Origin of the sequence: Cronobacter condimenti 1330, assembly GCF_001277255.1 — a bacterium.
Taxonomy (GTDB): domain Bacteria; phylum Pseudomonadota; class Gammaproteobacteria; order Enterobacterales; family Enterobacteriaceae; genus Cronobacter; species Cronobacter condimenti.
In genome coordinates, this window is the sequence record NZ_CP012264.1 from 4298276 (window position 1) to 4311225 (window position 12950).

Genomic DNA, 12950 nt, shown 5'->3' on the forward strand with positions numbered 1-12950 from the left:
GGCCATGGAAAGTTAACTGTAGCGAGAAAGGGGAACTTTGACTATGCGCCAGCGTGCGGGTTTTGCATTCCCCGCGCGCGGGCACTGAAAATTAACGGTCGTTTTCGTCGTCGCCGTTCGGCAATTCCGCCTGCACCAGCTCAACCTGGTGGGCTTTTAAAAGGGTGTTCAGCGACGCCCCTGGCTGTTTGTCGGTAAACAGCGCGGTGGCCTGCGAAAGGTTGCCAATACTGACTGCTGCCGAAGCGTGGTATTTCGTATGATCGGCCGCCAGTAAGATATGCCGCGAGTGGGCCATCATGGCTTTCACCACGTTCGCCTCGTTCACGTCAAACTCCAGCAACTCGCCATCGCTCTCGATAGCACCGACACTGGTTATCAGATAATCCGCACGAAACCCTTCTACAAACGCCGTCGCCCCCGGGCCGATAATGCCGCCATTGTGCGCCCGTAACGTGCCGCCGGGCACCATAACTTCAAAACGGCTGTTTTTGTAGAGAATATGCGCCACGCGCAGGCTGTTGGTGATGATCCGCAAATGTTGGTGATGGAGCAGCGCGCGGGCGATTTGCTCCACCGTTGTACCGATAGTAATAAACAGCGTCGAGCCGTCCGGCACGTAATCGGCAATGGCCTGCGCGATGGCGAGTTTCTCTTCTGTCATAGAGATTTCACGCTGTTCAAAGGCGGTATTCACCACGCTCGACGCGCGCCCGGCACCGCCGTGATGTCGGGTAATCAATCCCTGTTCGCTTAGCTTGCGAATATCGCGCCGCACCGTCTGGGTGGAAACCTCCAGCAGTTGCGACAGTTCATCGATATTCATATACCCCCGCTCAGCGATAAGCCCAATCAGCTGATCGTGACGCGGATTGCCCGTCATTCCGGTAAGGCTCATGAACGATCCCCTTAAAATCATTACTCGCCGGGCATTTTATACAAAAAGTGACAGAAAAGAGCGGGTTTGATCACAGTCAGGGATGCCGGCACGTCCGCCGGGACGAGTACATTTCAGCGCGGCAACAGCGCTGGCGAAGCGTACTGCCTCTTGCGGCGTCTGGCCCTGCGCCAGCATAACCGCCAGCGCGCCGTGAAAAACATCGCCCGCGCCGGTGGTATCAACGGCTTCCACGGTGAAGCCCGGCTGGTGGCACAGCGTCTCGCCTTCAAGCCACAGACAGCCCGCTTTACCTACCGTCACATAGACATGACCATTTGTGAGCATTTTTGCGCATTTCAGCCCTTCTTCCGGGCCTTTGCCGGGCGCGATACGGGTAAGGCCTGGCGCAGAAAACGCCGCATGATCGCTTAACGCCACCAGCGATCGGATATCCTGCGGGGTCACATCAGCATCCAGTAGCGTCATCACGCCCGCCTGGCGCGCCAGAGTTAAGGCGCGCGTCGCGCCATCGTGCCAGCGAACATCTGCCAGTACAGCGTCGTAGCGGCTAAAATCAATCGTCTCCAGCCAGTCGGCGTTATCCGGGAGATCCGGGCTTGGATAGTTCACAATCACCCGCTCGCCTGCGGCATCCACCAGAATCGCCGACTGCGAAGAGCGCCCGCCCGCCACCTGTCGAGACAGGGCAGTGTTCACGCCCAGCATGTTCAGTTCCGCCAGCAGTTGTCTGCCCGTAGCGTCATCGCCTGTGCGCCCGATGAAATCCACCTGCGCCCCAAGCCGCGCGGCAGCGACCGCCGCCGTGGCCGCCGGGCCGCCACCTACCTCCCGGTACTGCTGCGCCACATATTTCCCACCCTCGTGCGGCAGGGCTTCCAGCGAATAAATACGATCCTGTACGGCGATACCCACACACGCGATGCGAACCATAGCTTCCTCTCTGTTTGCGCTAAAAACGGGCCAACGCCCGTCATTCACCATAACGGCATTTTAATTTTCCCGGATCGTAAAAAAGTGATAGCTGTCAATTTTTTGACTTTAAATTACAAATACGCTCATAAACAGACAGAAACAATCCATCATATATGACCAAACTGACACCACGATTTTACTCTCACAGGAGCATGTTATGGCGACAATTGCATTTATCGGACTGGGGCAGATGGGCGCGCCGATGGCGGCGAACCTGCTGCGCCACGGGCACCGATTGCAGGTTTGCGATGTGAATAAACAGGCGGTGGACACACTCGCCGCCCAGGGCGCCCTGGCCTGCCCGACGCCGCAGGCCGCTGCCGCACAGGCAGAGTTTGTTATTACCATGCTGCCGAACGGCTCTCTGGTGCGTGAGGTGCTGCTCGGTGAAAACGGCGTGTGCCAGACGCTCACCCGCGAGGCGCTGGTGATAGATATGTCCACTATTCACCCGTTGCAGACCGACAGCCTGATTAACGATCTCGCCGCACACGGCTTCAGCATGATGGATGTGCCGGTAGGCCGCACCTCGGATCACGCGAAATCGGGAACGCTCTTACTGCTGGCGGGCGGAACGCCGGAACAGGTGACACGCGCCGAACCGGTACTGATGGCGATGGGCTCAGAGCTTATCCGCGCGGGCGGGCCGGGCATGGGTATTCGCGTCAAGCTTATCAATAACTACATGAGCATCGCGCTCAATGCGCTCTCTGCCGAAGCCGCCGTGCTGTGCGAGGCGCTCGGCCTCTCATTTGACGTGGCGCTTCAGGTGATGAGCGGCACGCCAGCAGGCAAAGGCCATTTCACCACCTCATGGCCAAACAAAGTGCTCAAAGGCGATTTGTCGCCCGCTTTCATGATTGACCTTGCCCATAAAGATTTAGGCATCGCGCTGGATGTGGCGAATCAGCTGCACGTGCCGATGCCGCTCGGCGCCGCATCGCGCGAGGTTTACAGCCAGGCGCGCGCCAGCGGACGCGGTCGTCAGGACTGGTCCGCCATTTTAGAACAGGTTCGCGTCAGCGCCGGGCTCACCCCGCGTCAGGCCACGCTTTGACCTTCACCCTTAAGGAAACGTCTATGGAACAGTATTCCCTGAAAGAGATTGCCCGCCCGTCGGGCGGATTCGCCATGCTGGCGGTGGATCAGCGCGAAGCGATGCGCCTGATGTTCGCTGCCGCGGGTACAACGCCGCCTGTGGCAGATTCCGTGCTGACCGATTTTAAGGTCAACGCGGCGCGCATACTTTCTCCTTACGCGTCCGCCATTCTGGTGGACCGGCAGTTTTGCTACCCGCAAGTGGTTGAACAGCATGCCATTGCCGACAGCTGCGCGATGATCGTCGCGGCCGACCAGTTTATTCCCGGCAACGGTATTCCCGTCGACAGCGTGACGCTGGATGACGCTATCGATGCAAAGGCGGTACGCCAGCACGGCGGTAAAGCGCTCAAGCTGCTGGTGCTCTGGCGCAGCGATGAAGATCCCATGCAGCGTCTCGCGATGGTGAAAGCCTTCAATGAGAAATGCCACGCGCAGGGCCTGCTGAGCATTATCGAGCCGGTGGTGCGCCCGCCGCGTCGTGGCGACACCTTCGACCGCGAACAGGCGATTGTCGACGCCGCGAAAGAGCTGGGCGACAGCGGTGCCGATCTTTACAAAGTCGAAATGCCGCTGTGCGGTCGCGGGGAGGCAAAAGCGCTGCTGAGCGCCTCACAGAGGCTCAACGATCAGATCAATATGCCGTGGGTGATCCTCTCTTCGGGCGTCGATGAAAAGCTCTTTCCGCGCGCTGTGCGGATCGCGATGAGCGCGGGGGCCAGTGGTTTTCTCGCAGGCCGCGCCGTCTGGTCGTCGGTTATCGGGCTGCCAGATAACGAACTAATGTTGCGCGACGTGGCGCTGCCGAAGCTGCGTCTTTTAGGAGAAGTGGTTGACGACATGATGGCTCGTCGCTGAAAGGAGAACAGACAATGAAATGGTTTAACACGCTGAGCCATCACCGCTGGCTTGAACAGGAAACCGACCGCATTTTCGCCTTTGGCCGCCATGCGGCCGTGCCCACCGGGTTTGGCTGGCTTGGCAACAACGGTCAGGTGAAAGAAGAGATGGGCACGCATTTATGGATAACTGCCCGCATGCTGCACGTTTACGCCGTCGCCGCCTCAATGGGGCGCCCGGGCGCCTATGCGCTGGTGGAGCACGGCATTAATGCCCTGAACGGGCCGCTTCGCGATAAACAGCATGGCGGCTGGTACGCCTGCGTTAACGATAACGGCGTCATGGATGCCTCCAAGCAAGGGTATCAGCATTTCTTCGTGCTACTGGGCGCCGCCAGCGCCGTGACGACCGGGCACCCGGCCGCGCGTCCGCTGCTTAACGACGCCATCGCCATTATCGAGAAGTATTTCTGGAGCGAAGCGGAACAGATGTGCCTGGAGTCATGGGACGAAGCCTTCACCGAGACGGAAAACTACCGGGGCGGCAACGCCAATATGCATGCTGTTGAGGCATTTCTCATCGTCTATGACGTAACGCAGGACCGTAAATGGCTGGAGCGCGCGCTGCGCATCGCCTCGGTCATCATTCATGATGTCGCCCGCAAAGGCGATTATCGCGTTAACGAGCATTTCGATACCCGCTGGAACCCGATTCGCGATTACAACAAAGAAAACCCCGCGCACCGGTTCCGCGCCTATGGCGGCACGCCGGGCCACTGGATTGAGTGGGCGCGCCTGATGCTGCATCTGCGCGCCGCGCTGGAAGCACGTGGCGAGGCGGCCCCGGAATGGCTGCTTGAAGACGCCAAAGGCCTGTTCCACGCCACGATCCGCGATGCATGGGCGCCGGATGGCGCAGATGGCTTTGTCTATTCGGTGGGCTGGGACGGCACGCCTATCGTTCGCGAGCGGGTACGCTGGCCGATTGTGGAAGCGATGGGTACAGCCTATGCGCTCTACACCGTGACGCACGACGCGCAGTACGAAGCCTGGTATCAAAAATGGTGGGACTACTGCATCCAGTACCTGATGGATTACGAAAACGGTTCCTGGTGGCAGGAGCTGGATGAGAACAATCAGGTCACCACCAAAGTCTGGGACGGCAAACAGGATATCTATCACCTGTTGCACTGCCTGGTCATTCCTCGCCTGCCGCTTGCGCCAGGCTTAGCGCCTGCGGTCGCCGCCGGGCTGCTGGACATCAACGCCAAATAATAATCACGGTGATGGAGGCTTTATGCGTACCCTACAAAACATTCATCTCACCCGCATCGACCACGGCTTCTCGCTGACGTATGAAAACCGTTTGATCCTGCGTCACACTCCGGACGCGCCCTGCCTGTGGGCGGGCGCAGGCGTGGCGGATATCGAGATGTTCCGCGGTAATTTCAGCATCAAAGACCGGCTCGATGAAAAAATCGCCCTGACGCACGCGACCGTCAGCGACCAGCCTGACGGCTGGGCTATCCGCTTTACGCGCGGCGACGCGGTCAGCGCCACGCTTGATGTCAGTGCCGACGATAAGGGGCGGCTGACGCTGACGCTTCGCAACGACGCTGCGCGGCATAACCGTCTCTGGCTGCGGCTGGCGGCAAACCCGGAAGATCATATCTACGGCTGCGGCGAGCAATTTTCTTACTTCGACCTGCGCGGTAAGCCGTTTCCGCTGTGGACCAGCGAACAAGGTGTGGGCCGCAACAAGCAGAGCCATGTCACCTGGCTTGCCGACTGCAAAGAGAACGCGGGTGGCGACTATTACTGGACGTTCTTCCCGCAGCCGACCTTTGTCAGCACCCAGAAGTATTACTGCCACGTCGATAACAGTTGCTACATGAATTTCGACTTCAGCGCGCCGGATTATCACGAGCTGGCATTCTGGGAAGATAACGCGACGCTCCGCATCGAATGCGCGCCCACTTATATCATTCTGCTGGAAAAACTCACCGCGCTACTGGGCCGCCAGCCCGCGCTGCCGGACTGGGTCTATGACGGCGTAACGCTGGGTATTCAGGGCGGCACAGAGGTGTGCCAGCAGAAGCTCGACGTGATGCGCCAGGGCGGCGTCAAAGTAAACGGCATCTGGGCGCAGGACTGGTCCGGCATCCGTATGACCTCATTTGGCAAGCGCGTGATGTGGAACTGGAAATGGAACAGCGAGCGTTATCCGCAACTGGATACACGTATTGCGCAATGGAAGCGCGAAGGCGTGCAGTTCCTTTCTTATATCAATCCCTATGTCGCAAGCGATCGTGATTTGTGCGAGGCGGCGGCGCGGCGGGGCTATCTGACTAAAGACGCCCAGGGCCAGGATTATCACGTTGAATTCGGCGAGTTCTACGCCGGCGTCATCGACCTGACAAACCCGGAGGCTTACGACTGGTACAAAGAGGTCATCAAAAAGAACCTGATTGAACTCGGCTGCGGCGGCTGGATGGCAGATTTTGGCGAATACCTGCCGACTGACACGCATCTGCATAACGGCGTCAGTGCAGAAATTATGCATAACGCCTGGCCTGCGCTGTGGGCAAAATGTAACTACGAGGCGCTCCAGGAGACCGGCAAGCTCGGCGAGATCCTCTTCTTTATGCGCGCCGGTTATACCGGCAGCCAGAAATACTCAACGATGATGTGGGCAGGCGATCAGAACGTCGACTGGAGTCTCGACGACGGCCTGGCTTCTGTTATCCCGGCGGCGCTGTCGCTTGCAATGTCCGGCCACGGGCTGCACCACAGCGATATCGGCGGCTATACCACCCTTTTTGAGATGAAGCGCAGTAAAGAGCTGCTGCTGCGCTGGTGCGATTTCAGCGCTTTTACACCGATGATGCGCACCCATGAAGGCAATCGTCCGGGTGATAACTGGCAGTTCGATGCCGATCGCGAGACGATCGCGCATTTTGCCCGCATGACAACGATATTCACGACGCTCAAGCCTTACATCAAACAGGCGGTGGAACAAAACGCCAGGACTGGCCTGCCGGTCATGCGCCCGCTGTTCCTGCATTACGAACACGAAGCGCGGGCGTACACCCTTAAATACCAGTATCTGTTTGGCCGCGATCTGCTGGTCGCCCCGGTCTATGAAGAAGGGCGCCGCGACTGGACGCTCTGGCTACCGGAAGATAACTGGGTGAACGTCTGGACTGGCGAGACGTGCGCAGGCGGTGAGGTGACCGTTGAAGCGCCGCTCGGCAAACCGCCGGTGTTCTACCGGGCGCACAGCGACTGGGCGTCGCTGTTTAGCTCGCTGCGTCATATCTGATGAGGCTCGCCCGCAGGGTTTCCTGCGGGCGCAAGGAGAACCGTGATGAGTCACACCACTTCCCAGCCGGGCGGCGATCCGGCCACCCTGCGTTTGCCGTTTAAAGAGAAAGTCGCCTATGGCATGGGCGATTTAGGCTCCAATATCCTGCTGGATATCGGCACGCTGTATTTACTGAAATTTTATACCGACGTGCTGGGGCTGCCAGGCACTTACGGCGGCATTATCTTTCTTGTCGCTAAGTTTTTTACCGCGTTCACCGATATGGGCACCGGCATTATGCTCGACTCGCGGCGTCGGATCGGGCCTAAGGGCAAATTCAGGCCGTTTGTGCTGTACGCGGCCTTTCCGGTAACACTGCTCGCTATCGCGAACTTTGTGGGAACGCCGTTTGAGATAACCGGCAAGGCCGTGATGGCAACAGTGCTGTTCATGCTCTACGGGCTGTTCTTTAGCATGATGAACTGTTCGTATGGCGCGATGGTGCCTGCGATCACCAAAAACCCCGACGAACGCGCCTCGCTTGCCGCATGGCGCCAGGGCGGTGCCACGCTCGGCTTATTGCTCTGTACGGTGGGCTTTGTCCCGGTAATGAACCTTATCGATAACAATCCGCAGCTTAGCTACATTTTCGCCGCGACGCTGTTCTCGCTCTTTGGCCTGCTGTTTATGTGGTGGTGCTATGCGGGGACGCGTGAACGTTATGTCGAGACCGGCGCCGCCAGCCCGGCCCAAAAACCGGGTCTGTTGCAGTCGTTTCGCGCTATCGCCGGTAACCGCCCGCTGTTTGTGCTGTGCATCGCCAATCTCTGTACGCTCGGCGCGTTCAACGTCAAGCTCGCCATTCAGGTTTATTACACCCAGTACGTGCTTAACGATCCGATTTTGCTCTCGTATATGGGCTTCTTCAGCATGGGTTGCATTTTTATCGGTGTATTCCTGATGCCGGGCGCGGTGCGCCGTTTTGGCAAGAAGAAGGTTTATATCGGCGGGCTGCTGATCTGGGCGGTAGGCGACGTGCTCAACTATGCGTTCGGCAACGGTTCCGTGAGCTTTGTGGCGTTCTCCTGCCTCGCGTTTTTCGGCTCCGCATTTGTGAATAGCCTTAACTGGGCGCTGGTGTCCGACACCGTGGAATATGGCGAATGGCGCACCGGCGTGCGTTCAGAGGGCACGGTTTACACCGGCTTTACCTTCTTTCGTAAAGTCTCCCAGGCGCTGGCCGGGTTTTTCCCTGGCCTGATGCTGACGCAGATTGGTTATGTGCCCAATGTGGCGCAGTCGGCCACCACGATAGAAGGCCTGCGCGAGCTTATCTTTATCTGGCCGTGCGTGCTGGCGGTGGTCACGATCGTCGCGATGGGCTGCTTCTACAACCTTAACGAGAAGATGTACGTGCGGATTGTGGATGAACTGGAAAACCGGAAGCGGGCGTTTTCGCCTGGCGCGTAACCACGAGGGTGCCCGCGCCGCCCGGCGTGGGCCCTCGCTTTGAGGATCGGCTATGACGGCATTCACTACTCAGGATCCGCTGACGCTCCGGCTGAGCCTGCGGGAAAAGTTGTCCTATGGAATGGGCGATTTCGGCTCCAACCTGATGCTGTGTATCGGGACGCTGTATCTTCTGAAGTTTTATACCGATGAGTTGCACCTGCCTGCCTTTTATGGCGGCGTGATTTTTCTGGTGGCGAAGTTTTTCACGGCGCTGACCGATATGCTGACCGGCGTGCTGGTGGATTCACGACGCGCGCCCGGTCCGCGCGGCAAATTCCGCCCCTTTATTCTGTTCGCCTCGTTCCCGGTGGCGCTGGTAGCGACGGCGCAGTTTGTCGCCAACGATCTGCCGCTGACGCTGAAAACCGCGCTCGCCACGGTGCTGTTTATGCTCTTTGGGCTGTTTTATAGCCTGATGAACTGCGCCTATGGCGCGATGGTGCCGGCTATAACCAAAAATCCGCAGGAGCGCGCACATCTGGCGGCGTGGCGTCAGGGCGGTGCTACGCTCGGGCTGCTGCTCTGTACGGTGGGCTTTATGCCGATTCAGTCCCTGTTTGCGTCTCGTCCCTCACTCGGGTATCTGACGGCAGCGCTGATTTTCGCCTGCGTCGGGCTTATCAGTATGTGGTGCTGCTACCGCGGCGTGCGCGAGCGCTATGTGGAAGTCATCCCGGCCGGGCATAAGCCAGGGATGCTGAAGTCGTTTTGCGCGATTTTCCAGAACCCGCCGCTGCTGGTGCTCTGCATCGCTAATCTTTGCACGCTGGCGGCGTTTAATATCAAACTCGCCATCCAGGTCTATTACACACAGTACGTACTTAACGATCTGCATTTGCTGTCGTGGATGGGCTTTTTCAGTATGGGCTGCATTCTGGTTGGCGTGTTTATGGTCCCGGGCGCGGTGAAGCGCTTTGGCAAGAAACAGGTCTACCTTGGCGGCCTTACGCTCTGGGCCGCAGGCGATATTTTCAATTACGTCTGGGGAACCACCTCCCTGAGTTTTGTCCTCTTCTCCTGCATGGCGTTTTTCGGCACCGCGTTCGTCAACAGTCTCAACTGGGCGCTGGTACCGGATACCGTCGACTATGGCGAGTGGAAAACCGGCATTCGCGCTGAAGGCTCGGTTTATACCGGCTACACCTTCTCCCGTAAGATTTCTGCGGCACTGGCAGGGTTTCTGCCAGGCATTATGCTCACGGAAATTGGCTATGTGCCGAACGCGCTGCAAACCCCGGCGACGCTCGACGGGTTACGTCAGCTTATTTTTCTCTGGCCATGCGGGCTTGCGATCATTGCCGCCGTGACGATGGGCTTTTTTTATAAGCTCAATGAGCAGCGTTTCGCTTTTATTATTGAGGAAATTGCCTGGCGGAAAAAACATGCCGCCGGCGTTACGCATACTGACCCCGACCATAAAGCCTCAGCCGTCACGTTATAACGGCAACCCGGGCTCTCTTCCCCTTCGGTTTGCCGAAGGGGCGGCCTTTCTGTATCTGTTATAGGGAAATACTATGAAGAGAATCGCAACCGTACTGCTTTTTTCATCGGTTCCCGGCGGCGCTTTTGCCGGTGCCTATGTCGAAACTCGCGAGGCATATAACACCGCGTCCGAATTACATGAGGTGATCCTGCGCGCGGGTTATAACTTTGATGGCGGTGCCGGGCTGATGGCGACGAACGCTTATAACGTCGGCAAATGGGATGAGCTCAAGCACAGTTACAATGAAATCGAAGGCTGGTATCCGCTGTTTAAACCAACGGAAAACCTGACGTTCCAGCCCGGCGGGCTGATTAATGACAGTATCGACGGCTCAGGCGGCGCGGCGTATTTAGATACTAATTATAAATTTACGCCCTGGTTTAATCTGACGGTTCGCTATCGCTATAACCATAATAATTACGATACGCCGGACGTTAACGGCAGGATGGATAAAAACGACACGCACGAATTTGCTAATTACTGGAATATTAAAGTAACAGAGAAGCTGGCTTATACGTTCGAGCCGCATTTCTTTCAGCGGGTCAATGATTACCACAGTAAAAACGGGAAAGATCACCACTGGGAAATTACGCATGGATTTCGCTATAAGCTTGATCAGCACTGGCTGCCCTATGTCGAGCTACAGTGGCTGGACCGCTGGAATGATTATCACCGCGAGCAGTACCGTATTCGCTTAGGGCTACGGTATTCGTTCTAATAAAAAAGCCGCTGAATCTTCAGCGGCTTTTAAGTCATGCCGGGCGGCGCGAACGCTGACCCGGCTTACGGATATCCCGTATTACTCTTCTTTCGCACCGCGCATGGCACGTTTACGATCGTTTTCCGTCAGGTGACGTTTACGGATACGTACGGACAGCGGGGTTACTTCGACCAGTTCGTCGTCATCGATGAACTCGAGCGCCTGCTCCAGGGTCATCTTGATAGGCGGAACCAGAACCGTTGCTTCGTCCGTACCGGACGCACGCATGTTGGTCAGTTTCTTACCAGTCAGGCAGTTCACCGTCAGGTCGTTAGAACGGCTATGAATACCGATGATCTGGCCTTCATAAACTTCCGCACCGTGACCCAGGAACAGCTTGCCGCGATCCTGCAGACCGAACAGCGCGAACGCAACCGCTTTACCCTGACCGTTGGAGATCAGCACGCCGTTGTTACGCTGGCCGACTTCGCCCGGACGGATATCGTCGTAGTGGCTGAAGGTGGAGTACAGCAGACCCGTACCAGAAGTCATGGTCATGAACTCAGAACGGAAGCCAATCAGGCCACGGCTTGGGATCACGTAGTCGAGACGTACGCGGCCTTTGCCGTCCGGATTCATGTTTTTCAGGTCGCCTTTACGCTCGCCCAGTGCCTGCATGACAGAACCCTGATGCTGCTCTTCGACGTCCAGCGTTACGTTTTCGAACGGCTCTTGTTTACGGCCATCGATTTCACGGAAGATAACTTTCGGACGGGAAACCGCCAGTTCGAAACCTTCACGACGCATGTTCTCGATAAGAACAGACAGGTGCAGTTCGCCACGACCAGACACGCGGAACGCGTCAGCATCTTCGGTTTCTTCAACGCGCAGTGCCACGTTGTGCACCAGCTCTTTGTTCAGACGGTCAAGGATCTGACGAGAGGTAACGTATTTACCTTCTTTACCGCAGAACGGCGAGGTGTTGACGTTGAAGTACATAGAAACGGTCGGTTCGTCAACAGACAGCGCCGGCAGCGCTTCGACGTTCTGCGGGTCGCAGATGGTGTCGGAGATGTTCAGCTCGCCAAGACCGGTGATAGCAATGATATCGCCTGCTTCCGCCAGATCAGTCTCGATACGCTCCAGACCGAGGTGGCCCAGTACTTTACCGACTTTACCGTTACGCGTTTTGCCTTCGCTATCAATGATAGTGACCTGCTGGTTCGGCTTCACTTTACCGCGTTTGATGCGGCCGATGCCGATAACGCCAACATAGTTGTTGTAGTCGAGCTGGGAGATCTGCATCTGCAGCGGGCCGTCGAGATCGACGTCCGGTGCCGGTACATGGTCAACAATCGCCTGGTACAGCGGGGTCATGTCTTCCGCCATGTCAGAGTGATCCAGACCCGCGATACCGTTCAGCGCAGACGCGTAAACGATAGGGAAGTCCAGCTGCTCGTCGGTCGCGTCGAGGTTCACGAACAGGTCGAACACCTGATCCACAACCCAGTCAGGACGCGCGCCCGGACGGTCAACTTTGTTGATAACCACGATAGGTTTCAGGCCATGGGCAAATGCTTTCTTGGTCACGAAGCGCGTCTGCGGCATCGGGCCGTCAAAAGCATCAACCACCAGCAGCACGGAATCAACCATGGACATGACACGTTCAACTTCACCACCGAAGTCGGCGTGCCCAGGGGTATCAACGATGTTGATACGGTAATCATTCCATTTGATCGCGGTGTTTTTCGCGAGGATGGTAATCCCACGCTCTTTCTCCAAATCGTTGGAGTCCATCACGCGCTCTTGAGTTTCAGCACGTTCGTCGAACGTACCGGATTGCTGCAGCAGCTTGTCAACCAGGGTCGTTTTACCATGGTCAACGTGCGCAATGATGGCGATGTTACGCAATTTTTCGATCACAACTTTGCCTCAGGCATTAGAAATAGCGCGTTATTGTACACGTATTAATCGAAGGACTAAACAGGATCACAATCATCTGACGCAAACAAGTCTTGTCGCCAGGCTTTGTGATCGTTTTCACGCAGCGGTAAAAGGGCTATTAAACGTAAATTGCACCAACACAGTGCTTGTTTTTTACACACAGGCACTATATTGGTGCAATCTGTCCATCGTGGTGC

Annotated in this window: 10 protein-coding genes; 7 read left to right on the plus strand and 3 right to left on the minus strand. The window is 57.1% G+C overall.

Features of this window, described 5'->3' with window-relative positions:
* Positions 1–91 precede the first annotated feature (91 nt).
* Both AFK62_RS19760 and AFK62_RS19765 read right to left on the minus strand, forming a co-directional pair.
* The gene (locus AFK62_RS19760; RefSeq protein ID WP_007668052.1) at positions 92–898 is read right to left on the minus strand and encodes a DeoR/GlpR family DNA-binding transcription regulator; all 807 of its coding nucleotides are present in this window, start codon (positions 896–898) and stop codon (positions 92–94) included.
* A 36-nt stretch (positions 899–934) separates the two neighbouring features.
* Positions 935–1831, minus strand: a complete 897-nt coding sequence (locus AFK62_RS19765; protein ID WP_007668049.1) for a sugar kinase — start codon at positions 1829–1831, stop codon at positions 935–937.
* 199 nt (positions 1832–2030) lie between these two features.
* On the opposite strand from AFK62_RS19765, the gene yihU reads away from it, so the two are divergent.
* From yihU to ompL, 7 genes are all read left to right on the plus strand, one after another.
* Entirely contained in the window at positions 2031–2930 is a 900-nt protein-coding gene (gene yihU, locus AFK62_RS19770; protein ID WP_007668047.1) for a sulfolactaldehyde 3-reductase, read from the plus strand.
* A 23-nt stretch (positions 2931–2953) separates the two neighbouring features.
* Positions 2954–3829, plus strand: coding sequence for an aldolase (locus AFK62_RS19775; RefSeq protein WP_053532101.1), 876 nt, complete (start codon positions 2954–2956; stop codon positions 3827–3829).
* A gap of 14 nt (positions 3830–3843) precedes the next feature.
* Positions 3844–5085 (plus strand): sulfoquinovose isomerase, encoded by a 1242-nt coding sequence (gene yihS, locus AFK62_RS19780; RefSeq protein WP_007682043.1) that lies wholly within the window; start codon positions 3844–3846, stop codon positions 5083–5085.
* Positions 5086–5107: 22 nt separating this feature from the next.
* A complete protein-coding gene (locus AFK62_RS19785) occupies positions 5108–7132 on the plus strand; it encodes an alpha-glucosidase (RefSeq protein WP_007682044.1) in 2025 nt (674 codons plus the stop codon).
* 45 nt (positions 7133–7177) lie between these two features.
* Positions 7178–8584, plus strand: a complete 1407-nt coding sequence (locus tag AFK62_RS19790; RefSeq protein ID WP_053532102.1) for an MFS transporter — start codon at positions 7178–7180, stop codon at positions 8582–8584.
* 52 nt (positions 8585–8636) lie between these two features.
* Entirely contained in the window at positions 8637–10067 is a 1431-nt protein-coding gene (locus AFK62_RS19795; RefSeq protein WP_007682046.1) for an MFS transporter, read from the plus strand.
* Positions 10068–10140: 73 nt separating this feature from the next.
* Complete coding sequence (ompL, locus tag AFK62_RS19800; protein ID WP_007682048.1) at positions 10141–10827, plus strand: porin OmpL; 687 nt, start codon at positions 10141–10143, stop codon at positions 10825–10827.
* Positions 10828–10908: 81 nt separating this feature from the next.
* Here ompL and typA read toward each other — a convergent pair whose 3' ends face one another.
* The gene (typA, locus tag AFK62_RS19805; protein WP_007682050.1) at positions 10909–12732 is read right to left on the minus strand and encodes a ribosome-dependent GTPase TypA; all 1824 of its coding nucleotides are present in this window, start codon (positions 12730–12732) and stop codon (positions 10909–10911) included.
* Positions 12733–12950 lie beyond the last annotated feature (218 nt).

What these genes read in the sequence shown, in the direction of transcription:
- ompL (WP_007682048.1), top strand. Translation starts at nt 10,141, where the DNA reads ATGAAGAGAATCGCAACCGTACTGCTTTTTTCATCGGTTCCCGGCGGC.
- AFK62_RS19765 (WP_007668049.1), bottom strand. Translation starts at nt 1,831, where the DNA reads ATGGTTCGCATCGCGTGTGTGGGTATCGCCGTACAGGATCGTATTTAT.
- AFK62_RS19795 (WP_007682046.1), top strand. Translation starts at nt 8,637, where the DNA reads ATGACGGCATTCACTACTCAGGATCCGCTGACGCTCCGGCTGAGCCTG.
- AFK62_RS19790 (WP_053532102.1), top strand. Translation starts at nt 7,178, where the DNA reads ATGAGTCACACCACTTCCCAGCCGGGCGGCGATCCGGCCACCCTGCGT.
- yihS (WP_007682043.1), top strand. Translation starts at nt 3,844, where the DNA reads ATGAAATGGTTTAACACGCTGAGCCATCACCGCTGGCTTGAACAGGAA.
- AFK62_RS19785 (WP_007682044.1), top strand. Translation starts at nt 5,108, where the DNA reads ATGCGTACCCTACAAAACATTCATCTCACCCGCATCGACCACGGCTTC.
- AFK62_RS19775 (WP_053532101.1), top strand. Translation starts at nt 2,954, where the DNA reads ATGGAACAGTATTCCCTGAAAGAGATTGCCCGCCCGTCGGGCGGATTC.
- AFK62_RS19760 (WP_007668052.1), bottom strand. Translation starts at nt 898, where the DNA reads ATGAGCCTTACCGGAATGACGGGCAATCCGCGTCACGATCAGCTGATT.
- yihU (WP_007668047.1), top strand. Translation starts at nt 2,031, where the DNA reads ATGGCGACAATTGCATTTATCGGACTGGGGCAGATGGGCGCGCCGATG.